Source organism: Pseudarthrobacter sp. GQ63 (genome assembly GCF_059758765.1).
The window spans coordinates 75,457-100,888 of record NZ_JCAXEF010000009.1; the positions used below are offsets into that span (position 1 = coordinate 75,457).

The following is a 25,432-nucleotide window of genomic DNA, read 5'->3' on the forward strand; positions in this document are numbered from 1 at the left end:
TCCGGATGGGTGCGAAGGCAGGCGGGGAGATAGGGTAGCGGTATGACAGTTTTTGCCGTTGAGTACGTTTATGCCGCCGATTCCACAGAAGACCGCAACGCCGCCCGGGCAGCGCACCGCGAATGGCTCTCGGGCCTTGCGCAGGACGGTGCCGTCCTTGCCAGTGGACCATACGGTGACGGGGCCGGCGCGCTGCTGATTTTCAAGGCAGCAGACGAGGCCGCCCTTAACTCGATCCTCAAGCAGGATCCCTTCGCCGCTGCCGGAGTCGTAGCCGGGACACGCATCACGGAGTGGTCACCCATCATCGGCGTGCTCGCCGGCCTCACCGCCTAAGCCCCTCCCTTTTTCAATCTCTAGGAGTCCTCGTGACCTCGGTCAGCCTGGGAATGCCCTCAGCACCGCCACCCGTCCTTGCCCCCCGCCGCAAGACCCGGCAGATCAAAGTCGGTTCCGTGGGTGTGGGATCGGACTCGCCCATCAGCGTGCAGTCCATGACCACCACGCCCACCACGGACATCAACGCCACCCTGCAGCAGATTGCCGAACTGACGGCGTCCGGCTGCGACATTGTGCGCGTGGCCTGCCCGTCTGCCGACGACGCCGAGGCATTGCCGATCATCGCCCGGAAGTCGCAGATCCCGGTGATCGCGGACATCCACTTCCAGCCCAAGTACGTCTTCGCGGCGATCGAGGCCGGCTGCGCAGCAGTGCGCGTAAACCCGGGCAACATCCGCAAGTTCGATGACCAGGTCAAAGAGATCGCCGCCGCCGCCCGCGACCATGGGACGTCCATCCGCATTGGCGTCAACGCCGGATCCCTGGAGCCGGGCATCCTCAAGAAGTACGGCAAGGCCACCCCTGAAGCCTTAGTGGAATCTGCTGTCTGGGAAGCGTCCCTCTTCGAGGAACATGGTTTCCACGACTTCAAGATCTCGGTCAAGCACAATGACCCCGTCATCATGGTGGCGGCCTACGAGATGCTGGCGGAAAAAGGCGACTGGCCGCTGCACCTTGGCGTCACCGAGGCCGGGCCGGCGTTCCAGGGCACCATCAAGTCGGCCACGGCTTTCGGGGCGCTCCTGTCCAAGGGCATTGGCGACACCATCCGGGTTTCCCTCTCGGCCCCGCCGGTGGAGGAGATCAAGGTGGGAAACCAGATCCTGCAGTCCCTCAACCTGCGCCCCCGCAAGCTCGAAATCGTCTCCTGCCCTTCCTGCGGCCGCGCCCAGGTGGACGTGTACACGCTGGCCGAGCAGGTCACCGCCGGGCTGGAAGGAATGGAGATTCCGCTGCGGGTAGCCGTCATGGGCTGCGTGGTGAACGGACCCGGTGAGGCCCGCGAAGCCGATCTTGGCGTTGCCTCGGGCAACGGCAAGGGCCAGATCTTTGTGAAGGGCGAGGTCATCAAGACTGTGCCCGAGAGCCAGATTGTTGAGACACTGATCGAAGAGGCCATGCGTATCGCGGAAGAGATGGGGGAGGCCGATGGCGAAGATGCTGTCAAGGGTAGCCCCGTGGTTAGCGTCTCGTAAGGACGTCCCCGACCCGCCGGGGATTTCCATCCGCACCCTTGACGGGGACGACACCGCTGCCTTGGTGCTCCTGGCGCAGCGTGATCCGGTCTCCAACGTGTTCATCCTCGCGCACCTGCGCGCAGCCGGTACCGCCGCTCCCACCAGCGGCGGTGCCGGTGTCCTGGGCGTGTTCGACGACGGCGTCCTGGCAGGTGCGTGCTGGGCCGGGGCCAACCTGGTGCCCGTCCAGCTCGATCCCACCCTGGCCGGAGTGGTGGCCGCCGCTGCCAACAAGTCCGGACGCCGCTACGCATCCGCTTTCGGGCCGGCCACCGCCGTGCTCGCGCTGCACGCCGAACTGGTTGAACTGGGACACCGGGCCCATGAAGTCCGCCCGGACCAGCCGTTGATGACCATTAGCGAGCCGCCGTCCGTGGAGCCGAACCCGGGGCTGGGGCTGGGAAACCTCGCGGACTTCGACCGGATCCTGCCGGCCTGCGCCGCCATGTTCGAAGAAGAAGTGGGGTATTCACCCTTCCTGGGCGGCAGGGAATTCTACAGCCGCCGCGTGGAAGGCCTGATTCGGCAGGGCCACTCCCTGGTTCATCTGAACGAAGCCCGCGAGGTGGTGTTCAAGGCCGAGCTCGGTGCCGTCACCTCCGAGGTCACGCAGATCCAGGGCGTCTGGATGAACCCGTTGTACCGGGGCCAGGGCCTGAGCGCCGGGTACATGGCTTCCGTGGTGGAGCAGGCACGCAAGATTGCGCCCGTCACCAGCCTCTACGTCAACGGCTTCAACACCCGCGCGCGGGCTACCTACGAGCGGGTGGGCTTCAGCCAGGTGGGGACCTTCGCCACGGTGCTCTTCTAGGCGGCTGACGTGCCCGTGCATGCCAGGAATGTGGGCAGCACTTGTCATAGTGCGCTGCATCACATAGGTTCGATCTAGCTGCGCTGGAGTGGCGTGGGCGGTCTCACCAGTCCTCACCAGTACTTGGGCGATAACGGCGTCGAGCCACGCCCGGACGCGATGACCAGCCTCTTGGGGGGCCAGGGGCTTTGCATGTCCGGGCGTGGCTCAACTGCGTTGCGGGCTGTTCTGCGCCGGGTGCACGCCGGGCGGCGCCCGCCAGGGAGCCGGGCCGCCGGAAAGGCCCCCGCTAGCCGGTAGATTAGTACCCAGACGAAATGCCCGGCTTGCTGTAGCTCCAGCACCTCCCCAGAAACGGATACCCGCCCGTGGTTACAAGACTGTCCCAGCTGTTCCTGCGCACCCTGCGTGAAGATCCCGTCGACGCCGAGGTGGCAAGCCACCGGCTCCTGGTCCGCGCAGGCTACATCCGCCGCGCCGCCCCGGGCATCTACACCTGGCTGCCGCTGGGATTGAGCGTCCTGCGCAAGGTGGAAGCCATCATCCGCGAGGAGATGGCCAGCATCGGGGCGCAGGAAGTCCATTTCCCGGCCCTCCTGCCCCGCGAGCCGTACGAGGCCACCAACCGCTGGACCGAATACGGCGAGGGCCTCTTCCGGCTCCAGGACCGCAAGGGCGCCGACTACCTGCTGGCCCCCACCCACGAGGAAATGTTCACGCTGCTGGTCAAGGACCTGTACTCGTCCTACAAGGACCTGCCGCTGAGCCTCTACCAGATCCAGAACAAGTACCGGGACGAGGCGCGTCCCCGCGCGGGCCTCCTGCGCGGACGCGAGTTCATCATGAAGGACTCCTACTCATTCGATGTTGACGACGCCGGCCTGGACGCCAGCTACGCCGCCCACCGCGGCGCCTACCTGCGCATCTTCGAGCGCCTGGGCCTGGAAGTCATTCCCGTCACCGCGACGGCCGGTGCCATGGGCGGTTCAAAGAGCGAGGAATTCCTGCACCCGACGGACATCGGCGAGGACACGTTCGTGCGCTCCGCCGGCGGCTACGCAGCCAACGTTGAGGCCGTCACCACCGTGGTCCCGGCGGACATCGACTTCAGCGCGGCTCCCGCCGCCGAGGTCCGCGACACCCCGGACACCCCCACCATCGACACCCTGGTGGCCGCCTCCAACCAGATCGCGCCCCGCAGCGAGGCCGACGGCGGCGCGTGGACTGCCGCGGACACGCTGAAGAACGTGGTGCTCGCCGTCACCCTGCCCACCGGAGAGCGCCAGTTGGTAGTCATCGGTGTTCCAGGCGACCGCGGCGTGGACCTGAAGCGCGTTGAGGCAAACATCGGCTCGTTCCTGCCCATCGGCGGCGAGATCGGCCTGGAAGCGGCCAACGACGACGACCTGAAGAAGCAGCCGCTTATCGTCAAGGGCTATCTTGGCCCCGGCCTGACCCTGGACGAGCCCCTGCTGGGCGCCGAAAGCTCAACAAAGCTCCTGTACCTGGTGGACCCCCGCGTGGTCCGCGGCACGTCCTGGATCACCGGCGCCAATGCGGCCGGCAAGCATGTCTATGGCCTGGTGGCAGGACGCGACTTCACCTGGGACGGCGTCATCGAGTGCACCGAGGTCCGCGAAGGCGATCCCGCCCCGGACGGTTCCGGTCCGCTGGAGACCGCCCGCGGCATCGAGATGGGGCACATTTTCCAGCTCGGCCGCAAGTACGCAGAAGCACTGGAACTGAAGGTCCTGGACCAGAACGGCAAGCAGGTCACCGTCACCATGGGCTCTTACGGCGTCGGCGTCACCCGGGCCGTTGCGGCCCTGGCGGAATCGAACCACGATGCCAGGGGACTCGTCTGGCCGCGGGCTGTTGCCCCCGCCGATGTGCATGTCGTCGCGGTGGGCAAGGGCGAGGAGATCTTCGCAACCGCCGAGCGGCTGGCAGCCGAACTTGAGGCGGCGGGGCTCGATGTCCTCCTCGACGACCGGCCCAAGGTATCGCCCGGGGTCAAGTTCGGGGACGCGGAACTGGTGGGCGTTCCCACCATCCTGGCTGTCGGACGCGGCCTGGTGGACGGTGTTGTGGAGATCAAGGACCGCCGCAGCGGCGACGCCGAGAATGTGGCGGTGGACAAGGCTGTTGACTATGTAGTCAACGCTGTCCGCACCAACTGACGCAACGGTGGAGTTCGGACTCGAATCCCTCGGGCTGGCAACTCTCCTCTTGATCGTGCTGGCCGGCTTTGCCGCCGGATGGGTTGACGCAGTGGTGGGCGGGGGCGGCCTGATCCAGCTCCCGGCCCTTCTGCTGGTCCCGGGGATCACTCCCGTCCAGGCGCTGGCCACGAACAAGATGGGATCCATCTTCGGTACCGCCACGAGCGCCGCCACCTACTACCGGCGGGTGGGGCCGGACCTTAAGACGGCCCTGCCCATGGCCGCGATCGCCCTGGCGGGCAGCTTTGGCGGCGCCGTCCTGGCGGCAAACCTGCCCGCCAGCGTCTTCAAGCCCATCATCGTCACCGCGCTGGTCGCCGTCGCGCTTTTCACAGCCCTGAAACCGGACGTCGGCGGCATCACCGCGCTGCGCCACGACGGCCACAAGCACTACGTGGTGGCCTGCCTGATCGGAGCCATCATCGGTTTCTACGACGGCCTTATCGGGCCGGGGACGGGCTCGTTCCTTGTCATCGCCCTGGTCTCGGCCATGGGGTATGCCTTCCTCGAGGCCAGTGCCAAGGCGAAAATCGTCAACATGGCCACCAACGCGGGGGCACTGCTGTTCTTCCTGCCCCATGGGTCCATCCTGTGGGGCGTGGGCCTGCTGCTGGGGGCGGCGAACATGGCCGGCGGTTACCTGGGCGCCAGGACGGCCGTGAAGCAGGGAAGCCGGTTTGTCCGCGTGGTCTTTTTGTTAGTCGTGTCGGCATTGATCATCAAGCTCGGCTACGACGTCTGGCAGGAAAACTTCGCCTGACGGTCAAGGCCGCGCACTGCGCAGTGCGCGGCAGCTGACCGCTGCGTGGTGCCCGCCGCCCCGGCCTGCAGGAGAAGGCCGTGCCCGGTTGCCGTTATACGCCGGGCGCCTGGCCGGGCTCCGGCAGCGCGTGGGCCGGCGGCAGTCCCTCGAGGGTGCGGCCGGCAAGGGTGCTGGCAACCCAAAGTGAGCGTGCCAGGTCACCGCGGTGGCCCGGCTGCCCGGCGTACCCCAGCGCGTTTGCCACTTCCCTGGCCAGGCCCCACTCCCTCGCGGCGTCGGAGTCAAGCCCGGCAGCGGCGCTGAAGTCCGCGCAGCGCTGCCGCAGGCCGGATTCAGGCTGGTTCAGCGGCAGCTCCTGCAGCCGGTTCCACAACAGCGGGGCCACGCCGAATTCCGCTTCGCCGATCATGGGCTGCGGATCGATGGCGGCGAAGGCTTCAGCCACCGGCCTTCCAGCCGTTGCCTCACCATCCGGCCTGGCCAGGATGTTGAGGAAGTGCAAATCCGTGTGGACCAGCACGTCCCGCCCCGAGCGGCGCCCCACCGCGCCCCGCGTCTGGCACACCTCGAGCGCCGCTTCCAGCAGCCACCGTGGAAAGGGGCGGCCGAGCTGTTCCCACTCAGCGGGCAGGTCATCACTCCACTGTTCGGCACGAGCTGCGATGTGCTCGAATTCCCGCCACTGCGGCCGGTCGTCGGGAACAAGGCTCAACTGCCGGACGAGTCCGCCCCACACGGCCGCGGCGTCAGCCAGGGGGACGGTACCCAGGGAGCGCCCGGCGTCGAGCCTTTCGAGGAGCATGGAACACGTGCCGGCGTCGGCCGCCAGGAGGGTGACGGCGCCGTGCCCGCCCCATAGCGTCAGCGCATGCCGCTCAACGCGCGCTTCCTCGTGCGGGAAGGCGATCTTGAGGGCTGCTGGCCGGCCGTCCGCCCGAAGAACCGGTATCACTACCGCGCCGTGCCCGTTCCACGGCAGTGAGCCAGGGGCGAGGTCCGGCACGAGCCGCCACCGCTCCAGCAGGCCCGCAGTGACGCCGGGCAGGGAAGCGAGCCACTCCCGTCCGGTGGCGGTGCGGGAGTAGCGCCCGGTAAGGTCCGGCGGGATGGGTACTGCCGTTGGCTGGCTCATCAGTCCCAGCCTAGGTGCAACGGGGCCCTGCCGTTTGGCCGGCACGTATCAGCGGCCGGCAGGTTTTCCTACACCACGCCCGTGGCGCCGAGCATGGTGCCAATGCTGAAGGTGGCAGCGAGTGCCAGGGCACCGCCCACCACCACCCGGACTGCTGCCCGGGTCTTCGACCCGCCGCCAATCCAGGCACCCAGCGTGCCTGTCAGCGCGAGTGCCACCAGGACAGCCGCGAAGGTCAGGGGAACCCGGATCCCGGGCGGGGGGAGAAGGATCGCCAGCATCGGCAGTATGGCGCCGATGACAAAAGCCACGGCCGAGGCGAAGGCTGCGTGCCAGGGGCTCACGATGTCCGTCTCGTCGATGTTGAGTTCGGCGGAGAGGTGCGCTGCCAGGGCGTCGTGGGCTGTGAGCTCTTCAGCGACCTTGCCGGCCGTTTCCGGGCTAAGGCCCTTGGCCTGGTAGATGGCGGTGAGTTCGGCGAGTTCCTCCTCCGGTTCCTCGGCCAGCTCCCGGCGTTCCTTCTCGATCAGGGCCCGCTGGCTGTCGCTTTGGCTGCTCACGGAGACGTACTCGCCAAGTGCCATGGACACCGCTCCGCCCACCAGCCCGGCAGCGCCGGCGGCGAGGATGGGACCCGTTTCGGAGGTAGCTCCTGCCACGCCCACCACAATCGCCGCGACGGAGACGATGCCGTCGTTTGCGCCCAGGACACCCGCCCGGAGCCAGTTCAGCCGTTGGGCAATGTCCGTTCCATGCGGTTCGGTCTCCATATGGCGGCGCAGTTCGGGGCTCGCAGCGTCCGTGCCTGCAGGCTGGGACTGGTCGTGTGCATCCATTCCTTCAGCAAACCATTAGAAGCCCCGCCGGGCCACCCTTTCCGGCAGGCCGCCGCCATTGCTTGGCGAGGTCACGTCCCGGCGGACGCGGGTGCGGGGCTGGCTGGAAGCTCCGGGAGCTGGTCCTGGTCCAGCAGGAGGCCGGGAACCGGCCCCACACCGCCGTTCCAGTGGGCAGCGCGCCGCGTGGCGGACTGCAGGGCAGCGATCGCCCAGCTCCGCAGCCCGCCGTCGGCCTGCGCAATGACGTCCCCGTAGGCGGGCAGAGCCGCTACTTCCAGGCGGGCCAGCCCGTCGCGGGGTGCCGCGAGGAAGCCAGGGTCCAGCACGAAGCCCGGCGGCTGCGCCGGCGGGGCACTGCAGGCGGCACGGGAGTGTGCCGCGGCCTGGGCAGCGAGTTCCCGGTGCTGCCCCAGGAAGGCCTCCGCTGCTGGAGCATCGCCCGCGCCAAGCCGGGGGAGCGCCGCCTGGTAGGCGTACAGGCTTTGCTGCTCGGTGGCCACAGCTGCGGACAACGCACTGCCCAGTACAGCCGACCTCCCCGCGGCAGATGGTTCCCGCCCTGCATCACCGGGCTCCGGAAGAGGAGACGGGCAGGAGGACGCCGTCGCATCGGGCGCCAGCGCGCCGGCGGCCGGAGGCGCTGCCGTGCCGGCATGGGGAAGCGTATCCTGGGCGACGCCCGCGGCGGCGGCTAGGTCCTCCGCTGCGAGCAGCTGGGCGGTGCCGGCACCGGCAAGCAACCGCGCCATCCCGCCGTCGGACTTTGCAGCATCGGTAAGGCGCTGAACGCCACTGGCCGAGAGCGCGGAAGCCAGCCCTGCAAGCGTGGGCTCCGCCGTCGTCGCAGCCTCGGCGGCTGGCCCGGACTGTCCGGACGGCAGGGGAGTGGCGGACCCCGGGGCATCCTCCTCCGGGGAAGAATCCGCCGGTGAAAGGAGGGCGCGGGCCTGCAGGGTCAGCAACGTCACAGTTTCGTCCGCTGCGGTTGGGTTTGCGTCGCCGTCCGCCTCGGCGCTGGCTGACAGCCGCCCGGCCGCAGCGCGCAGATCCAGCGAATCCTGCAGGGCGGCCACCCTGGCCTGCTCGGAGAACGGGGGATCCGCGGGCGCCGGCGGATCGGCGGGGATCAGCGAGAATCCCAGGCTGAGCACAATCAGGGCTGTGAACGAAATAACGGCGTACCGGAAATAGCGCAGCTTTGGGCGGTTTTCCGGATCGTCTTCTTTCACAACAGACCATGGTGTCACGCCGGCGGGGAATCTCCGCCCCACCGGACCGGTAAAATAGCTACGCTAGTACACACAACATCATCTATAAGGGAGGCGGCGCGGCATCGTGAGTAACGCAGAAGCCACGGCTTCATCGGACCAAACCGGAACGGGTAAGGCTGAAGCCGCCCCCGCACACAACCCGGAGGCCGACCGGCTCCGAGCACTCCTTGAACCCGCGGTCCAGGCCAACCGCCTTTACCTGGAGGACGTGGCCATCGTGGCTGGTTCCCACCGGGTGGTCCACGTCGTGGTGGACCTTCCGCAGGAAGAAACCGGCGGCGTCAGCCTTGACGCCATTGCCGACATCTCCAGGATTCTCTCAGACGTCCTGGACAACGATCCCGCAGACGACGGCAGGCCCTACGACCTTGAAGTGTCCTCACCCGGCGTCGGACGCCCGCTGACGGAACCGCGGCACTGGCACCGCGCCAAGGGCCGCATGGCCAGAATCAACGTTGTCCAGGGCGAGAATGTCATGGGCCGGATCACGTCAGTGGACGGTGACGGAGTCACCATCGTCCCGGAGATCGCGGTGAAAAAGGGCATGAAGCCCAAGCAGGGCGACCCCATGAAACTTCCTTTCGACAGGATCCGCAACGGAAAAGTCGAGATCGAATTCAGCCACCTCAATGGGGATGGTCTGGAACCTGGACACAATGGACCTTCTGAGGAGGCCTGATGGATATTGACATGAGCGCACTGAGACTTCTGGAGCGTGAGCGTGAAATCCCGCTGGACCTCCTGATCCCCACCATTGAGCAGGCGCTCCTGGTGGCGTACCACAAGTCGCCCGGCGCCTTCGAAAAGGCCCGTGCCGAGCTGGACCGCAAGAGCGGCCATGTGACCATCTGGGCTGTGGAGATTGACGACGACGGCGCCCCCATCGGCGAGTTCGAGCACACTCCCGAAGGCTTCGGCCGGATCGCCGCCAGCACCGCACGCCAGATCATCCTGCAGCGCCTGCGCGACGTTGAGGACGACAACGTCCTGGGCGAGTTCAAGGGCCGTGAAGGCGAGCTGGTCTCCGGCACCATCCAGCAGGGCAACAACCCGCATATGATCCAGGTCAACCTGGGTTCCGTGGAGGCGCTGCTGCCGCCGCCGGAGCAGGTTCCCGGGGAAAAGTACATCCACGGCAACCGGCTGCGTGCGTTGGTTATCGACGTCCACCGCGGCTCCAAGGGCCCGTCCGTCACCCTGTCCCGGTCCCATCCGGGCCTCGTCCGCAAGCTCTTCGAACTTGAAGTGCCGGAGATTGCGGACCGCTCCGTCGAGATCGTTGCCCTGGCCCGTGAAGCCGGCCACCGCACCAAGATCGCTGTCAAGGCAAACGTTCCCGGTATCAACGCCAAGGGCGCCTGCATTGGCGAAATGGGATCCCGGGTCCGCGCCGTGATGACCGAACTGAACGACGAAAAGATCGACATCGTCGACTTCAGCGAGAATCCGGCCACCTTCATCGCCAGCGCCCTCTCGCCATCGCGCGTGAATTCGGTCACAATCACCGATGAAGCCACTCGCTCGGCGCGCGTGGTGGTCCCGGACTACCAACTGTCCCTGGCCATCGGCAAAGAAGGCCAGAACGCCCGGCTGGCGGCCAAGCTCACCGGCTGGCGGATCGACATCGTGTCCGACGCCGCTGCTGCCCGCGACAACTGAACAGTTCCTGACGCCCTCCCGGCCTCGAATCGCCCGCGCAGTTTCGGGCAGACGGGCAGGGAGGGGCTAGAATAGTAAAGACCGCGCCTAACGGCCGGCAGCCGTGCGCCTTGGGCGTGCCCCATTCCGTTCACGCGGAGGAGGGCCGTCCGCGGCCAGCAGATATGAACGTCAGGAAGATGACCGTGCCAGTAGCAAGCGGGAATCAGCCGGAGCGTACCTGCATCGGATGCCGGAAGAAAGGCAAGCGGAATGAGTTACTCCGGCTCGTCGCCGAAGGCAGCGGATCAAACGCTGTCCTGGTGGATGAACGACGCCGGATGGCTGGCCGGGGTGCATGGCTGCACCCCAGCGAATCGTGCCTGGCTCTGGCGTTGAAGCGGCGAGCATTCGGACGCGCCCTGCGGGGAGCGGCCGGTACCTCCGCCGTAGAACGCCGGATCACATCAGGCCCGAGCGTTGCACGCGTTACGGCAACTGCAACACCAACCGTCCAACCTGAAAGCGGGTCAGAAAACTGATGGAAACCCGATGAGTTCCCAGCGATGAGTGCGCAACGATGACAACTTTGTTGCGCTCTGCAATGGGCCCTTCTGCAGCATTTGCGGCTTGGGCCCGCAGCAAGAAGTAGACGGTTCGTGCCTGGCTCGGTGCGGACCGAGACAGGAGAAATGTGGCCAAGGTCCGCGTACATGAGCTCGCCAAAGAGCTCGGTATTACTTCCAAAGATGCAGTGACAAAACTGCAGGAACTGGGCGAATTCGTTCGCTCTGCCTCTTCAACCATTGAGGCCCCCGTTGTGCGCAAGCTGCGCAACGCCTTCCCCGACGCCGCGCCCAAGGCTGCAGCACCGGCAGCAGCGCCCAAGGCGCCCGCCCCGGCGGCAGAGGCGCGTCCCTCAACACCCGCACCCGGTCCGGCAGCACCGAAAGCCCCGGCCCCCAAGGCTGAGGCCCCCGCGGCCGCCGCTCCGGCAGCACCGGCACAGGCAGCTGCTCCGGCAGCGCCCGCTGCCAGCGCCCCCGCAGCTCCGGCTGCACCGGCTCCGGCTGCTCCGTCCACTGGAGCGAAGCCCGGCGCACGCCCGGCACCCAAGGCTGAAACTCCCGCTGCACCTACCCGTTCCGGCGGCTCAGGGCAGGGTGGCTCCGCTCCCCGTCCCGGCGGTCCCCGTCCGGGCAACAACCCCTTCGCCACGTCCCAGGGCATGCCCCGCGGCCGCGGCGGCGACGGCGAGCGTGCTCCCCGTCCCGGGAACAACCCGTTTGCCACCTCGCAGGGCATGCCCCGTCCGGGTGGAAGCCGCACCGACGGCGACCGTCCCGGTGGTCCGCGTCCCGCAGCAGGTGCCGGTGGCCCCCGTCCCGGTGGTCCGCGCCCCGCAGCAGGTGCGGGCGGTCCCCGTCCCGCAGCAGGTGCCGGTGGCCCCCGCCCGGGTGCACCGCGCCCCGGTGGTGCCGGTGGAAACCGTCCTACTCCCGGCATGATGCCCAACCGCACTGAACGTCCCGCACCCGCTGGTGCAGGCCGTCCCGGTGCCGGTGGCCGTGGTCCCGGACGCCCCGGTGGCGCTCCCGGAACCGGCGGTCCCGGTGGCGGCGGCGGTGCTCCCGCCGGCGGTGGCTTCGGCAAGGGCGGCCGCGGCCGCGGCGGCACCCAGGGTGCCTTCGGCAAGGGCGGCGCCGGACGTGGCAAGCAGCGCAAGTCGAAGCGTGCAAAGCGCCAGGAACTTGAGCAGATGAGTGCCCCGTCGCTGGGTGGCGTGAGCGTACCCCGCGGCGACGGCAACACTGTCATCCGGCTGCGCCGCGGCTCGTCCATCACGGACTTCGCCGACAAGATCGAGGCAAACCCCGCCGCGCTGGTGACCGTCCTCTTCCACCTCGGCGAAATGGCCACGGCCACGCAGTCGCTGGATGAAGAGACCTTTGCCCTGCTGGGCGAGGAGCTTGGCTACAAGCTCCAGGTTGTGTCCCCGGAAGACGAGGAGCGTGAGCTGCTCTCCGGGTTCGACATCGACTTCGATGCCGAACTCGAAGCCGAAGGCGACGAAGAACTTGAGGCCCGTCCTCCGGTTGTCACCGTCATGGGCCACGTGGACCACGGTAAGACCCGCCTGCTCGATGCCATCCGCAAGTCCGACGTCATGGCCGGCGAACACGGCGGCATCACGCAGCACATCGGTGCCTACCAGGTCACCCACAACCACGAGGGCAACGACCGCAAGATCACCTTCATCGATACCCCGGGCCACGAGGCGTTCACCGCCATGCGTGCCCGTGGTGCGAAGGTCACCGACATCGCCATCCTGGTGGTCGCAGCGGACGACGGCGTTATGCCGCAGACCGTTGAAGCACTCAACCACGCGCAGGCGGCCAACGTGCCGATCGTCGTGGCTGTGAACAAGATCGACAAGGAAGGCGCCAACCCGGAGAAGGTCCGCGGCCAGCTGACCGAGTACGGACTGGTTCCCGAAGAGTACGGTGGCGACACCATGTTCGTTGAGGTCTCTGCCCGCCAGAACCTCAACATCGACGAGCTGCTCGAGGCCGTCCTGCTCACCGCGGACGCTGCCCTGGACATGCGCGCCAACCCGAACAAGGACGCCCGCGGTATCGCGATCGAAGCCAATCTGGACAAGGGCCGGGGAGCGGTTGCCACCGTCCTGGTGCAGTCCGGTACCTTGCGCGTCGGCGACACCATCGTTGCAGGCACGGCCCACGGCCGCGTCCGCGCAATGTTCGACGACGACGGCAGCGCCCTGACCGAGGCCGGCCCGTCCCGCCCCGTGCAGGTGCTGGGTCTGTCCAACGTCCCGCGTGCAGGCGACACCTTCTTCGTGACCGCTGACGAGCGCACCGCCCGCCAGATCGCCGAGAAGCGTGAAGCAGCCGACCGCAACGCCGCCCTGGCCAAGCGCCGCAAGCGCATCAGCCTGGAAGACTTCGACCAGGCAGTGGCCGACGGCAAGATCGACACCCTCAACCTCATCCTCAAGGGTGACGTGTCCGGTGCCGTGGAAGCCCTCGAAGACGCCCTGCTCAAGATCGACGTCGGCGAAGGCGTGCAGCTGCGCGTCATCCACCGCGGTGTTGGTGCCATCACGCAGAACGACGTCAACCTGGCAACAGTGGACAGCGCCGTCATCATCGGCTTCAACGTCAAGCCTGCCGAGCGCGTTGCCGAACTGGCAGACCGCGAAGGCGTGGACATGCGCTTCTACTCCGTCATCTACTCCGCAATCGATGACATCGAGGCGGCGCTCAAGGGCATGCTCAAGCCGGAATACGAAGAATTCCAGCTGGGCACCGCCGAGGTCCGCGAAGTCTTCCGCTCCTCCAAGTTCGGAAACATCGCAGGCTCGATCGTCCGCTCGGGCATCATCCGCCGTAACACCAAGGCACGCATCAGCCGCGACGGCAAGATCATCGGTGACAACCTCACCGTTGAGACGCTCAAGCGCTTCAAGGACGACGCCACCGAGGTCCGCACGGACTTCGAGTGTGGTATCGGCCTTGGCTCGTACAACGACATCAACGAAGGTGACATCATCGAGACCTTCGAGATGCGTGAGAAGCCGCGCGTTTAGGCTGTTCCAGCCTTAAAGGGTGCGGGGTCGTTGGGATTTTTCCGGCGGCCCCGCCCCTTCGCTGGGTGGCCAACGTCTTACGACGTCGGCCACCCAGCTTCGGCAGGCCCGATGCCACTCCCAGGCCGCCGGAAAAAATCCCAACGTGGGTCCGTCTTAGGCCCGCCTAGAGTGCGTGGCATCAATCGAACGTGGGTACGTCAGCTGCAACACGCCGTCGTACGTTCCAAATTTTTTAGGAGTTGTTCATGGCTGATCCGGCACGTGCTGCCAAGTTGGCGCAGCGGATTAAGGTTGTTGTTGCTGAGGCCCTGGGCCGGAAGGTTAAGGATCCCCGGCTGGAGGGCATTACTGTTACCGATGCCCGGGTGACCAATGATCTGCAGCATGCCACTGTCTATTACACCGTTTTTGGCGACCAGGCCGTGCAGGCCGATGCTGCCAAGGGGCTGGAGAAGGCCAAGGGTGTGCTTCGGCAGGAGGTGGGCCGGAACATCACCGTCCGGCTGACTCCCAGCCTCGAATTCGTGGCCGACCAGATTCCCGTGGTTGCCTCCAACCTCGAGGAACTGCTGCGGGAGGCCAAGAAGCGTGACGCCGAGGTGGCTGCCCTCGCCGCCAAGGCACAGCACGCCGGCGACGCCGATCCCTACAAGAGCGACGTTGCAGCAGAGGTGGACATCGACGAGGACGACTTCGACGAAGAGGACCTTGACCTCAGCGACGACGGGGAACTCGACGAAGACGGCCACAAGTAACCGTCAGCACAACAAAAGGCCCGGACCGCCGATGCGGTCCGGGCCTTCTGCTGTGCCGGTAACTGTCCTTTCGCGTTACAGGCCTATTTTGATGACACTTCCCTGAGTGGGATCAGCGAAACTGAAACCGGCCGTGGCATAGAGCGAGTTTCCGCGGATTTCCACTGCAGCCGGGCCGTCGATCGCGAGGAACTGTGACCTGTGGCGGCTGGAGGCATCAAACTCAATGATCTCGTTGCCGAACAGGGACGCCACGTAGACGTCGCCGTCGTCGGCAATGGCCAGGCCGGTGGGGCTCAGGATGCCCTCCGCCCACACCTTGGTGCTGCCGGTGGAAGGGTTCACGCGGAAGATGGCACCCCGGGCTCCCAGGGAAGGATCCTCAGGCCCACCCGGAAGTGACGTGACGTACAGCCGGCCGTCCGGGCCGAACTCCAGGTCCGTCGGCACAGGCTCAAAGGCGTATTCGTGCCCCACCACGCACGCAGGAACTTCTACAGTGGTCCCAGCCATATCCACGGGGATCCTGGTCCCCGCGGGGATCACTGCAGGCCGGGGCGGCAGGACTGCCAGCGTGTCAACGTCCCCTGATTCCAGGTCCACTTCCAGGATTGCGTTTGCTCCCGCATCCGCGATGTACGCCTTATCATCCCGTATTGCCACGGCGTAGGGATTCGAGTCCAGGCCGCCCTGGTACCGGGCCGGCGGGAAGGCGGGCCACTCGGCCAGGCATGAATCCGGTACGTCGGGTCCAAAACCGTAGTGCTGGGCGCCGTCAGGGTTCTTGTCCCGTTCATGGCTGGCGAGATCGGCAAGCGTATGCACCTCTCCCTCTGGGTCGAGGGACTTCAAGTAACCTTTGAGAGCGGCCGGATCACCTTCCCCGGCGCCTGCGTTCTCCACGAAGTACCTCGTGCCATGCCGGGTTTCAACGCCTCCGACGCTCCAACCCTGTTCCCCCTGGTAGAGGGCAGTAGTGGAGCCGTCGTCGTTGACGCGACTGAGCAGACCGGAGAAATTCTGGGACACCAGGACGGATTTATCGTAGGTTACGGTAAGGCTCAAAGGCGCGGTCAGGCCCTCAGCCAACGTCCGGGGCGTTGTGTGCTCGAGGGTGGAAACCGCGGCTGCGGCCCCGGCAGGAACAACTGTCGCCGCAGCAGCGAACAACGCGACGATCGAAAATTTCATCTTCATTGGGTACTCCGGTTTGGGGCCTTAACGTGGCGGATAAGGAGCCTCCCGGCAGGAGGCTAGAAATTCGGAACCCCCCGGCGCCAGATTATTCCTGCACAGTACGAATGTCGCGGGGATTTCCCCCTATCAGCCCCCTAATTCCACCCCCTAACGGCAGCCTGAGTGATTAGGATCTAGCTATGACTGAGCCGCATGACTCCGACCACACCGCGAAGTACCTCGAGCAGGCTGTGGAGCTGGCCACCCGGAACGTCGGCGCAGGAGGAGGACCGTTCGGCGCGCTGGTGGTGACTGCCGACGGGCGGGTGCATGAAGGCGTCAACCGCGTAACCCTGGATAACGATCCCACCGCCCACGCCGAAGTGGTGGCCATCCGGGCCGCAGCAACGGCGATAGCCAACTATGACCTGCAGGGAGCCGTCCTCTACGCGAGCTGCGAGCCCTGCCCGCTGTGCCTGGCGTCCGCACTGTGGGCAAGGATCGACCGCGTCTACTTCGCCGCCGACCGACACGGCGCCGCCGCCGCAGGTTTCGACGACGCAGTTTTCTACGAGTACTTCGACGGGACCCGGCCGGAACTGTTGCCCGTCACCCGGAGCGACATCCCGTCGTCGCACGCGCCGTTCCAGGCGTGGGGGGACTTCGTCGGCAGGAAGGAATACTAAGGAATGGAACCTGCACTCACCACGTGTCCAGCCTGCGGAAAGACCAACAGGGTCCCGGCCCAGGCGGCCGGCCGGCCGCGCTGCGGCAACTGCAAAGCGGACCTGCCCTGGATCGTGGCCGCAGGGGATGGTGACTTCGCGGCCGTCGCCGAGCAGTCACCCGTTCCCGTGATGGTGGACTTCTGGGCTGCCTGGTGCGGCCCGTGTCGGATGGTGAGCCCGGTGCTGGACAAGCTGGCCAGGGAACGGCCCGGCCGGATCAAGCTCGTCAAAGTGGACGTGGACAAGTCCCCGGGCCTGTCGCGCAGATTCGATGTACAGGCAATTCCCACGCTGATGGTGATGGTTGATGGCAAGGTGGCCGCCCGCCAGGCTGGGGCGGCCCCCGCGGAGGTACTCCGTTCGTGGTTGGACGGGGCACTGGCGGGAAAGGGAAACTAGCCCCTCCCCGGCGGCACTAACCCTGCCGGGACCGGCCCGGCAGCCGGCAGACACTGGCCTAATCAGCCCTGTCCGGCAGCCTACCCAGGCCCTCCACCAGGTCTTCCTGCCGTCCGCACAGGGCCACCCGGACCCACCCTTCGCCGATGGAACCGAAGGCAGTCCCCGGGGCCAGGGCAACACCCGAATCTGCGAGGAACCGCCGCACCCAGCTGCGGACGTCCCCGCCGGTGGCGTGGGAGACATCCGCCCACAGATAGAACGCCCCCTGCGCCTTGAGGTAGGGGATTCCCTTCGCGTCAAGCACGGCGGACGCCGCATCGCGGTTCGCCCGGTAGTGCCCGTGTGCGTGCTGCACATAGTCCTGCGGCCCGGTCAGGGCAGCGAGTGCAGCGTACTGGGACGGTGAAGCGACGCAGGAGACAATCGCCTCCATCACATTGTCCATCTTCTGCTTGATGCCGGGCGGGCAGATCAGCGCGCCGATGCGCAGCCCGGTGAGCCCGTAGGTCTTGGACAGGGTCAGGGAGGTGAAGACGCGCGCGTCACCCGGCGCATCGCCGTCGAACCTTGCGGGGCTGACGTGCGACACATCGTAGGTGAAGGCCTCATAGCATTCGTCGGAGATGACCCAGAGATCGTGACGGCGGGCCAGATCCATCAGTTCCCGGGTCAGGTCCTCGCCCAGCACGGCGCCGAGCGGGTTGGAGGGGGAGTTCAGGACCAGTACCCGCGTGCGGTCCGTGACGAGCGCCTCGATGTCCGCGGGCCTGGGCTGGAAACCGTGGTCCGGGTAGAGCGGGTAGCCCACGGGGACAGCGTTCAGCAACCGGGCGGTCATCGCAAAGGTGGGGTAGCCGGGGTTGGGGACCAGGATTTCGTCGCCGGGGGAGAGCAGCAGGCTCATGGCAAAGTGCAGGCCCTGCTGGGCGCCGTCCACCACGTACACCCGGTCGGCGCCGATGCTGTCGATGCCGCCGGGGCTGATGCCGGCGCGTTCACGGAACCGCGCCGCGAACGCTTCCCGCAGTGCCGGGATGCCGGCGTTCGGAGTGTAATTCGTCTCATCCCGGTCCAGGCACGCCATGGCTGCTTCCAGCACATGCCGGGGGACCGGAAAGCCCGGCTCGCCGATGCTGAGCACCAGGGCGCCGGGGGTGCGCCACGCGGCCTCGGTGATTTCGCGGATCTGGTTGACGGGCACGTCGCGGACATGGGCGGCAAGCTCAGGCATGCCTGCCATCCTAGCTGGCGCTGGAACCGCCTCCGGAGTGCCGGTGCCCGGGCGTGGGCAGGGGCCGGGACCAGCGCCGATATACTGGGAGGCGTGCTTTCTGGACTGGTGATAGTGGACAAGCCGCAGGGATGGACCAGCCATGATGTGGTTGGCCGGATGCGGCGCCTCGCAGGCACCCGGAAAGTAGGGCACGCCGGAACGCTTGACCCTATGGCCACCGGCGTCCTGGTGGTGGGTATCAACAAGGCAACCCGGCTGCTCACCTACATCGTGGGCACCTCCAAGACCTACACCGCCACCATCCGCCTGGGCCAGTCCACCGTGACGGACGACGCCGAAGGCGACGTCATTGCCGCGGCCGGCACGTCCGGGGTCAGTGAGCAGGGAATTCACGACGGCGTTGCGGCCCTGACGGGCGACATCCAGCAGGTGCCCAGCAGCGTCAGCGCCATCAAAGTCAACGGGGAACGCGCCTACGCGCGCGTGCGGTCCGGTGAAGACGTGAAACTGGCCGCCCGCCCTGTCACCATCCACAGGTTCGAGGTGCACGCCATCCGGCGGGACCCCGAGGCGGACGTCGTGGACCTGGACGTCACCGTGGAATGCTCCTCCGGCACGTACATCCGCGCCCTCGCCCGGGACCTGGGCAATGCACTGGGAGTAGGCGGACACCTCACCGCGCTCCGCAGGACCCACGTGGGCCCCTACTCACTGGACCAGGCGCGCACCCTGGACCAGCTGGCCGAGGAGCTCAACGTCCTGGAAATGTCGCAGGCTGCCCGGGCCCTGATGCCTAACCGCGAGCTCAGCGCAGAAGAAACCACCGAGATCTCCTTTGGCCGGCGCATCGCCGCCGGCGCCGTTCCCGGAAGCCCCGACGCTGCCACCGCCGACCACCCCGCAGCCGCTTTCGCGCCGGACGGAAGCCTGGTGGCACTCCTGGCCGATGCGGGCAGCTTCGCCAAACCCGTGCTGGTGTTCGCTCCCGGCAACGGCGCCCCGCCGGTCCGGAACCCCGTGGAGGGCTGACGGTGGACGCGTATTTCTACATCATCCTGGTTGTCGGGCTCCTGTCCACCGCGGTGTGCCTTGCGGCGGGCATCCTCAAGAAGGCGCCGAACGACGTCACGATCCTGTCCGTGGCCGCGGTGGAGGTCGCCCTCCTCGTCTACCTGGTGGGATCCGTCATCCGGGTGTTTGCCGGCGAGCCCATCGCCGGCGAGGCGTGGGAGTTCTGGGGCTACCTGGTCACCGCCATGCTCCTGCCCCCGGCCGCCGTCTACTGGTCCATCCTGGAACGGACCAGGTGGAGCAACTTTGTCCTGGCCGCCGTCGGCGTAACCGCGCTGGTCATGGCTGCCCGCATGAACCAGATCTGGTACTGAAGTGGAAGAAGCACGCAACGTGAAAGACCAGCACACCACAACCGCCGGGCAGGACCACGCCGGCAGCAGCGCCTCCAACAGCCGGAACACCGGCCCAGGGCGGCTGCTCATCGCCGTCTACGCCGTCTTCGCGATTTCTGCCTCCGCGCGGGCGGGCTACCAGATCCTCACCAAGTTCTCCGAGGCGCCGCTCGCGTACCTGCTCTCCGCCTTCGCCGCCGTCGTGTACGTGGTGGCCACCGTCTCACTGGCAAAGGCCGGAAGTACCTGGTTCAAGGTGTCGGTTGCCGCAGTGCTGGTGGAACTTGTCGGGGTGCTGGTGGTGGGCGCCCTGAGCCTCTTCGACCCCGTCCAGTTCCCGCATGAAACCGTATGGTCGCTGTTTGGCCGCGGCTATGCGTTTATCCCGCTGCTGCTGCCCATTTTGGGGCTGGTGTGGCTGTACCGCCGGCGCCCGGGGGCACGGACCTCCGCCTGAGGAACTTTCCTCCCGGACTGGCGCACCCTTGCCGGAACACATGAAATATGCTTCACTATTTTGTGTGGAGGGGAGTATCCCCCGAATGCCTCGTCGTCAGTCCGGCCGCCCCTGAGCGGCCCGGCGGGGCAGGCTCCCGCAGGGAGCCGGGAAAGACCTCCAGTTGGTACATCTGACTGGAAGCAGGTTCCCCCTGATGAACGTTCCCCTATGGGCCTGGCTGGCCGTACTTCTTTTCATTGTCCTGATGCTTGCCCTTGACCTCTTCGCGCACCGCAAAGCCCATGTGATCGGGGTGCGGGAGGCAGCATTGTGGTCCGCGGTCTGGGTGGCCTTCGGTGTCGGCTTCGGCGTGCTGGTCTGGCAGGTTTACGGCGCGGAGTTCGGCCAGCAATATTTTGCCGGCTACCTGATCGAGAAGTCCCTCGCCGTGGACAACGTCTTTATCTGGGCCATCATCTTCACCTACTTCGCGGTGCCCCGGGAGTACCAGCACCGGGTCCTATTCTTCGGTGTCCTGGGCGCCCTGGTGTTCCGGGGCATCTTCATCGCCGCAGGCGCCGCCATCATCGCCAGCGCAGGGTGGGTGCTCTACATTTTCGCGGCGTTCCTTTTTGTAACCGGCTACCGGATGATCCGGCACCGGGACGACCACCTGGACCCGGAAAAGTCCCGGGCGTTGAAGCTGTTCCGCCGGCACGTACCCATGACCAATGATTTCCACGGGCAGCGGTTCCTCATCCGGCGGCACGGCGTCCTCCTGGCCACCCCGCTGCTGGCGGTCCTGGTCCTCGTTGAGGTCACGGACATCATCTTCGCTGTTGACTCCATCCCCGCGATCTTCGCCGTCACCGATGACGTGTTCCTCGTGTTCACCGCAAACGCGTTCGCCATCCTGGGCCTCCGGGCCATGTACTTCCTCCTGGCGGACCTTATCCACCGGTTCATCTACCTCAAGACCGGCCTGGCGCTCGTCCTGATCTGGGTGGGCATTAAGATGTTCCTGAAGATCGACATCTACTACATCCCCACGCCCGTTTCCCTGGCCGTCATTGCCGCGATCCTCCTGGTATCGGTGGCAGCCAGCCTGTGGGCAACGCGCGGCCAGGGCCGCCGGCCGCTTCCCGCGCCGGAGCGTGCTCCGTTCGGGACAGCATCACCCGAGGAGATGGCAGCCCTTGAACCGCTGTGGCGCCGCCGCGAACCAAGCAGGACCAACTATCCATAACCCCGAAACAACGGAGCATCCATGACGGCTGAAAGTTCCATCGGCAGCGGCCAGGAAGCTCCACGTCCAGGCGGGCCCGCCCGGCCCGCCTGGACCTTCCTCACCAACCACGGGCACGTCCTGCTGTCCGTGGCAGCGGATCCGGACATCCTGGTGGCAGACATCGCCGAGCGGGTGGGCATCACCACCCGGGCCGCCCTCCAGATCCTCAAGGACCTTGAAACTGCGGGATACCTCCAGCGGGCAAGGGTGGGGCGCAGGACCCACTACACCATCCGGCCGCACCAGCATTTCCGGCATCCTGCAACTGCCGCGCAGGAAGTGGACGGGCTCATCCGCCTGTTTGCCGCACCGGCTCCGGACGGGCGGCCGGCAGCGGCGGCGGAAGAGTAACCGCCCGGCCCGTGCCGTTCCCGGCGTCCGGGCGGGCCCCCGAATGCAGGTAATCTTAGAGAGTTCCGCGGCCGGTACCAGGCCCGAACATTGATACTTGCAAGCGGTTAAGGCGAGGGTGATGGTCTACATCTGGAACGATCCGTCCGAGGTCCCGGCGGACTTCGGCCCATCTGTGGTCACCATTGGGAACTTCGACGGCGTTCACCGGGGGCACCAGCAGGTGCTGTCCGAACTGATCCGCACGGCCCGGATCACAAGGTCCAAAGCGGTTGTGGTCACCTTCGACCCGCACCCTGCCCAGGTCCACCGTCCCGAGTCCGCGCCTGAGCTGATCATGGGTTTGCAGGACAAGCTGGAGGCGCTGGGGGAGTTGGGCCTGGACGCCATCCTGGTCATGAAGTACTCGCTGGACCTGGCCAGCCTCACCCCCGAGGACTTCGTGGAGCAGTACCTGGTGGACTGCCTGCATGCCGGCCACGTTGTGATCGGCCACGATGTACGCTTCGGCCGCGGCAATTCCGGGGACCTGGACACCATGAAGGAGCTCGGCCGGAAGTTCGGGTTCGAGGTGCAGGTGATCAGCGAGTTCGGCTCCGAGGGCTACCCCCTGCATGACGACGACGGCACGGACCGCCGATGTTCCTCCACCTGGGTGCGGGAAGCCCTGCAGGAGGGTGACGTTGCAACGGCCTCCGCTGTCCTGGGACGTCCGCACCGGATGCGTGGCGAGGTTGTCCACGGCGCCGCACGCGGCCGTGCGCTCGGATTCCCCACCGCCAACCTGGCCAGCAACGCCAGTGGACTGATTCCTGCCGACGGCATTTACGCCGGATGGCTGGTGGACCAGGCAGGGACCCGGTGGCCCGCGGCTATTTCCGTGGGCTCAAACCCCACGTTCGACGGCGTCAGCCGCCAAGTGGAAGCCCACGTGATCGACCGGCCAAAAGAGGACGTGGAAGATTTCGATCTGTACGGCCAGACAGTAGTTGTGGAATTCGTTGCCCGCCTCCGGGGCATGGTGGCCTACCGTGGGCCGGAAGCACTCGTGGAGCAGATGCGCCTGGACGTCGTCCAGGCACACGAGCTGCTGGCCAGGCGCTAGGGGCGCCCACCAGGGAAAGGCAGCACCGTGTCCGTCGACAAGAACACCCGGAAGCTGGACAAAGGCATCGTCCGCGACTTCAGCTCACGGATGAGCTACTCCTCCTACCTCCAGCTGCCAACCCTCCTCAGCGCGCAGCAGCCGGTCAGTGAGCCCGAGCACCACGATGAAATGCTCTTCATCATCCAGCACCAGACCACCGAGCTGTGGCTCAAGCTGGTCCTGCATGAACTGCGCAGCGCCGCGGCGTGGCTCCGGGCCGATGACCTCGGATCAGCGCTGAAGGGCATTGCCCGGGTCAAACACATCCAGAAGACCCTGACCGAGCAGTGGTCGGTCCTGGCCACGCTGACCCCCACCGAGTATTCCCAGTTCCGCGGCTTCCTGGGCAACTCCTCGGGCTTCCAGTCGAGCCAGTACCGGGCGGTTGAGTTCGTACTGGGCAACAAGAACCGCAAGATGCTCCCGGTGTTCGAGTCGGACCCGGAAGCGCACGCCATGCTGGAGGAACTGCTGGCAGCCCCCAGCATCTACGACGAATTCCTGGCCTACCTCGCCCGGCAGGGCTTCGACGTTCCGGCGTCGGTCCTCCAGCGGGACGTGACCAGGGCCCACGAGTACACACCGGAACTGGTGCCACTGTTCAAGCACATCTACGAGAATGCCGCAGCCAACTGGGGCGCTTACGAGGCCTGCGAGGAGCTGGTGGACCTTGAGGACAATTTCCAGCTGTGGCGGTTCCGCCACCTCCGGACGGTCCAGCGGACCATCGGCATGAAAGCGGGCACCGGCGGCTCGAGCGGCGCGGCCTTCCTGCAGAAGGCCCTGGAACTGACGTTCTTCCCCGAACTGTTCGCAGTCCGGACGGAAATCGGCCAATGAGCACGCACCAGGGGACCTTCCGCACGGACACCAACCACCAGCCGGTCCACGGAAAGGCAGCCATGACTTTGCAGCAGCGCGCGGAAGAGCTGGACAGCCATGATCCGCTGGCCCACTACCGCCACCACTTCATCGGCTCGGACACCCCCGTGTCCTACCTGGACGGCAACTCCCTGGGCCGGCCCCTCAACCGGACCGCCGACGACGTCGCCGCCTTCATCCGCGAAGAATGGGGAGGCCGCCTCATCCGCAGCTGGGATGAACACTGGCTCGCGATGCCCCAGGCCATCGGTGACCAGCTGGGCCGGGCAGTGCTGGGAGCGGCTCCCGGCCAGACCATCATTGCGGACTCCACCACCGTGGTGCTGTACAAGCTGATCCGTGCCGCCCTCGCGGCTGTGGCCGACCCCGAGCGCAACGAGCTGGTCCTGGACACCGAAAACTTTCCCACGGACCGCTACCTGGTGGAAGGCATAGCGCTGGAAGAGGGGCTGACCCTCCGCTGGATCCAGGCGGATCCGGCCGCCGGGGTAACCGTTGAGCAGGTGCGGCAGGCAACCGGGCCACGCACCGCCGTCGTCCTCCTCAGCCAGATCGCCTACCGTTCCGGCCACCTGGCCGACCTTCCCGCCATCACGGCGGCAGTGCACGACGCCGGTGCGCTGGTGGTGTGGGACCTGTGCCATTCCGCGGGGTCGGTAGAGATCGGGCTGGATGCGGCGGGTGTGGACTTCGCCGCGGGCTGCACCTACAAATACCTCAACGGGGGACCGGGGTCGCCGGCGTTTGCCTACGTGAACCACCGGCACCTGCCGTCGCTCAACCAGCCGATCTGGGGGTGGATGGGCCGCAAGGACGCCTTTGAGATGGCGGCAGGATACGAGCCGGCCGCCGGGATCCGCGGCTTCCTCAGCGGAACGCCCGCCATCCTCGGAATGATCGCCATGCAGGGCACCCTTGACCTGATCGAGGAAGCGTCCATGGCAGCCATCCGGGAGAAATCGGAGAAGCTGACGGCCTTCGCCGTCGAGGTTTTTGACGCCCTGCTGGCTCCCCTCGGGGCGGAGCTGGCCACGCCGCGCGATCCCGCCCGGCGGGGCAGCCACATCACTGTGGACCACCCCGAATTCACCAAGGCAACCGTGGAGGCGCTCTGGGACGGGGACGTCATTCCGGACTTCCGAGCTCCGCACGGCATCCGCGTGGGCCTCTCCCCGCTGAGCACCAGTTTCCGGGAGGTCCTGCAGGGCATGGAGGCAATGCGGAACCGCCTCCAGGCATAACGCGGGCACTGTTTCGACAAGATTAGGCACCGGCCGGTAAACTGAACGATGGATCCGGCTGCAGTCCGTGGCGGCTGGTTCCTGTTGCGTACGGCGCTGACCGGTTTCCGGTTGCCCGCCGCGGCAGCAGACCCGGCAGTGAAGTACTGACCTGGGCCCTCACGGCACATCCCAAGGAGATATTGTGGCACTTGACGCCGCTGTAAAGCAGTCCATCATCAAGGAATACGCAACCGGCGAAGGTGACACCGGTTCACCCGAGGTCCAGGTTGCAGTCCTGACCCAGCGGATCAAGGATCTGACTGAGCACATGAAGGAGCACAAGCACGACTACCACACCCAGCGCGGTCTGCTGGCCATGGTTGGTCGTCGCAAGCGCATGCTGAGCTACCTCAAGAAGACTGACATCGCCCGCTACCGTTCGCTCATCGAGCGCCTCGGCCTGCGCCGCTAGTCACACTTTGGGGCGGCCCTTCCCTCCGTGGAACGGGCCGCCTTCTTCACCTGAATAACTAAA

Annotated in this window: 26 protein-coding genes; 21 read left to right on the plus strand and 5 right to left on the minus strand. The window is 66.6% G+C overall.

Annotated features, from left to right (window positions below):
• Positions 1-42 precede the first annotated feature (42 nt).
• The 5 genes from AC6CHP_RS14895 to AC6CHP_RS14915 all read left to right on the plus strand — a co-directional run bounded on the left by AC6CHP_RS14895 (position 43) and on the right by AC6CHP_RS14915 (position 5,370).
• Positions 43-336, plus strand: a complete 294-nt coding sequence (locus AC6CHP_RS14895; RefSeq protein WP_104185214.1) for a YciI family protein — start codon at positions 43-45, stop codon at positions 334-336.
• Between the two features lie 32 nt (positions 337-368).
• On the plus strand, positions 369-1,535 hold the full coding sequence (ispG, locus tag AC6CHP_RS14900; RefSeq protein WP_066274770.1) for a flavodoxin-dependent (E)-4-hydroxy-3-methylbut-2-enyl-diphosphate synthase: 1,167 nt from the start codon (positions 369-371) through the stop codon (positions 1,533-1,535).
• Positions 1,498-2,388 carry a GNAT family N-acetyltransferase gene (locus AC6CHP_RS14905; RefSeq protein ID WP_188732202.1) on the plus strand — a complete coding sequence of 297 codons (891 nt, stop codon included), beginning with the start codon at positions 1,498-1,500 and terminating at the stop codon, positions 2,386-2,388. The genes ispG and AC6CHP_RS14905 overlap by 38 nt, the downstream gene beginning before the upstream one ends.
• Before the next feature lie 368 nt (positions 2,389-2,756).
• Entirely contained in the window at positions 2,757-4,568 is a 1,812-nt protein-coding gene (locus AC6CHP_RS14910; RefSeq protein ID WP_188732125.1) for a proline--tRNA ligase, read from the plus strand.
• Between the two features lie 7 nt (positions 4,569-4,575).
• Positions 4,576-5,370: a sulfite exporter TauE/SafE family protein gene (locus AC6CHP_RS14915; RefSeq protein ID WP_377195724.1), complete on the plus strand. Its 795-nt coding sequence runs from the start codon at positions 4,576-4,578 to the stop codon at positions 5,368-5,370.
• 94 nt (positions 5,371-5,464) lie between these two features.
• On the opposite strand, the gene AC6CHP_RS14920 is transcribed toward AC6CHP_RS14915, so the two are convergent.
• From AC6CHP_RS14920 to AC6CHP_RS14930, 3 genes are all read right to left on the minus strand, one after another.
• Complete coding sequence (locus tag AC6CHP_RS14920; protein WP_427115259.1) at positions 5,465-6,505, minus strand: aminoglycoside phosphotransferase family protein; 1,041 nt, start codon at positions 6,503-6,505, stop codon at positions 5,465-5,467.
• Positions 6,506-6,573: 68 nt separating this feature from the next.
• The gene (locus AC6CHP_RS14925) at positions 6,574-7,275 is read right to left on the minus strand and encodes a VIT1/CCC1 transporter family protein (RefSeq protein WP_174178911.1); all 702 of its coding nucleotides are present in this window, start codon (positions 7,273-7,275) and stop codon (positions 6,574-6,576) included.
• A 137-nt stretch (positions 7,276-7,412) separates the two neighbouring features.
• Positions 7,413-8,573 carry a DUF4439 domain-containing protein gene (locus tag AC6CHP_RS14930; RefSeq protein ID WP_229675438.1) on the minus strand — a complete coding sequence of 387 codons (1,161 nt, stop codon included), beginning with the start codon at positions 8,571-8,573 and terminating at the stop codon, positions 7,413-7,415.
• A 106-nt stretch (positions 8,574-8,679) separates the two neighbouring features.
• Between AC6CHP_RS14930 and rimP the strand changes: the two genes are divergently transcribed.
• From rimP to rbfA, 5 genes are all read left to right on the plus strand, one after another.
• Positions 8,680-9,294 (plus strand): ribosome maturation factor RimP, encoded by a 615-nt coding sequence (gene rimP / locus AC6CHP_RS14935; protein WP_377195720.1) that lies wholly within the window; start codon positions 8,680-8,682, stop codon positions 9,292-9,294.
• Complete coding sequence (gene nusA, locus AC6CHP_RS14940; RefSeq protein ID WP_066274794.1) at positions 9,294-10,274, plus strand: transcription termination factor NusA; 981 nt, start codon at positions 9,294-9,296, stop codon at positions 10,272-10,274. The genes rimP and nusA overlap by 1 nt, the downstream gene beginning before the upstream one ends.
• A 179-nt stretch (positions 10,275-10,453) precedes the next feature.
• Entirely contained in the window at positions 10,454-10,795 is a 342-nt protein-coding gene (locus AC6CHP_RS14945; RefSeq protein ID WP_377090172.1) for a YlxR family protein, read from the plus strand.
• A 152-nt stretch (positions 10,796-10,947) separates the two neighbouring features.
• Positions 10,948-13,863: a translation initiation factor IF-2 gene (infB, locus tag AC6CHP_RS14950; RefSeq protein ID WP_188732116.1), complete on the plus strand. Its 2,916-nt coding sequence runs from the start codon at positions 10,948-10,950 to the stop codon at positions 13,861-13,863.
• Positions 13,864-14,111: 248 nt separating this feature from the next.
• The gene (gene rbfA / locus AC6CHP_RS14955; protein ID WP_188732114.1) at positions 14,112-14,621 is read left to right on the plus strand and encodes a 30S ribosome-binding factor RbfA; all 510 of its coding nucleotides are present in this window, start codon (positions 14,112-14,114) and stop codon (positions 14,619-14,621) included.
• 75 nt (positions 14,622-14,696) lie between these two features.
• Here rbfA and AC6CHP_RS14960 read toward each other — a convergent pair whose 3' ends face one another.
• Positions 14,697-15,812 carry a ScyD/ScyE family protein gene (locus tag AC6CHP_RS14960; protein WP_498230712.1) on the minus strand — a complete coding sequence of 372 codons (1,116 nt, stop codon included), beginning with the start codon at positions 15,810-15,812 and terminating at the stop codon, positions 14,697-14,699.
• Between the two features lie 185 nt (positions 15,813-15,997).
• Here AC6CHP_RS14960 and AC6CHP_RS14965 point away from each other — a divergent pair, with 185 nt between their 5' ends.
• Together AC6CHP_RS14965 and trxA are read left to right on the plus strand one after the other, a co-directional pair.
• Positions 15,998-16,483: a nucleoside deaminase gene (locus AC6CHP_RS14965; RefSeq protein WP_498230714.1), complete on the plus strand. Its 486-nt coding sequence runs from the start codon at positions 15,998-16,000 to the stop codon at positions 16,481-16,483.
• Between the two features lie 3 nt (positions 16,484-16,486).
• On the plus strand, positions 16,487-16,924 hold the full coding sequence (gene trxA / locus AC6CHP_RS14970) for a thioredoxin (protein WP_188732110.1): 438 nt from the start codon (positions 16,487-16,489) through the stop codon (positions 16,922-16,924).
• Between the two features lie 58 nt (positions 16,925-16,982).
• Here trxA and AC6CHP_RS14975 read toward each other — a convergent pair whose 3' ends face one another.
• Positions 16,983-18,158, minus strand: a complete 1,176-nt coding sequence (locus tag AC6CHP_RS14975) for a pyridoxal phosphate-dependent aminotransferase (protein WP_498230716.1) — start codon at positions 18,156-18,158, stop codon at positions 16,983-16,985.
• 93 nt (positions 18,159-18,251) lie between these two features.
• On the opposite strand from AC6CHP_RS14975, the gene truB reads away from it, so the two are divergent.
• The 9 genes from truB (at position 18,252) to rpsO (ending at position 25,369) form a co-directional block, all read left to right on the plus strand.
• Complete coding sequence (gene truB, locus AC6CHP_RS14980) at positions 18,252-19,190, plus strand: tRNA pseudouridine(55) synthase TruB (RefSeq protein ID WP_377195714.1); 939 nt, start codon at positions 18,252-18,254, stop codon at positions 19,188-19,190.
• A gap of 2 nt (positions 19,191-19,192) precedes the next feature.
• Complete coding sequence (locus AC6CHP_RS14985) at positions 19,193-19,546, plus strand: hypothetical protein (RefSeq protein ID WP_498230718.1); 354 nt, start codon at positions 19,193-19,195, stop codon at positions 19,544-19,546.
• 19 nt (positions 19,547-19,565) lie between these two features.
• Positions 19,566-20,024: a hypothetical protein gene (locus AC6CHP_RS14990; RefSeq protein WP_188732107.1), complete on the plus strand. Its 459-nt coding sequence runs from the start codon at positions 19,566-19,568 to the stop codon at positions 20,022-20,024.
• Between the two features lie 196 nt (positions 20,025-20,220).
• Positions 20,221-21,252 carry a TerC family protein gene (locus tag AC6CHP_RS14995; protein ID WP_498230721.1) on the plus strand — a complete coding sequence of 344 codons (1,032 nt, stop codon included), beginning with the start codon at positions 20,221-20,223 and terminating at the stop codon, positions 21,250-21,252.
• 21 nt (positions 21,253-21,273) lie between these two features.
• Positions 21,274-21,645 carry a helix-turn-helix transcriptional regulator gene (locus AC6CHP_RS15000; protein ID WP_498230723.1) on the plus strand — a complete coding sequence of 124 codons (372 nt, stop codon included), beginning with the start codon at positions 21,274-21,276 and terminating at the stop codon, positions 21,643-21,645.
• A 121-nt stretch (positions 21,646-21,766) separates the two neighbouring features.
• A complete protein-coding gene (locus tag AC6CHP_RS15005) occupies positions 21,767-22,750 on the plus strand; it encodes a bifunctional riboflavin kinase/FAD synthetase (protein WP_188732104.1) in 984 nt (327 codons plus the stop codon).
• Positions 22,751-22,777: 27 nt separating this feature from the next.
• A complete protein-coding gene (kynA, locus tag AC6CHP_RS15010; protein ID WP_188732103.1) occupies positions 22,778-23,632 on the plus strand; it encodes a tryptophan 2,3-dioxygenase in 855 nt (284 codons plus the stop codon).
• Complete coding sequence (gene kynU, locus AC6CHP_RS15015) at positions 23,629-24,915, plus strand: kynureninase (RefSeq protein WP_377090179.1); 1,287 nt, start codon at positions 23,629-23,631, stop codon at positions 24,913-24,915. Before kynA ends, kynU begins: the two co-directional genes overlap by 4 nt.
• A 184-nt stretch (positions 24,916-25,099) precedes the next feature.
• The gene (gene rpsO / locus AC6CHP_RS15020) at positions 25,100-25,369 is read left to right on the plus strand and encodes a 30S ribosomal protein S15 (protein WP_013600532.1); all 270 of its coding nucleotides are present in this window, start codon (positions 25,100-25,102) and stop codon (positions 25,367-25,369) included.
• Positions 25,370-25,432: the final 63 nt, after the last annotated feature.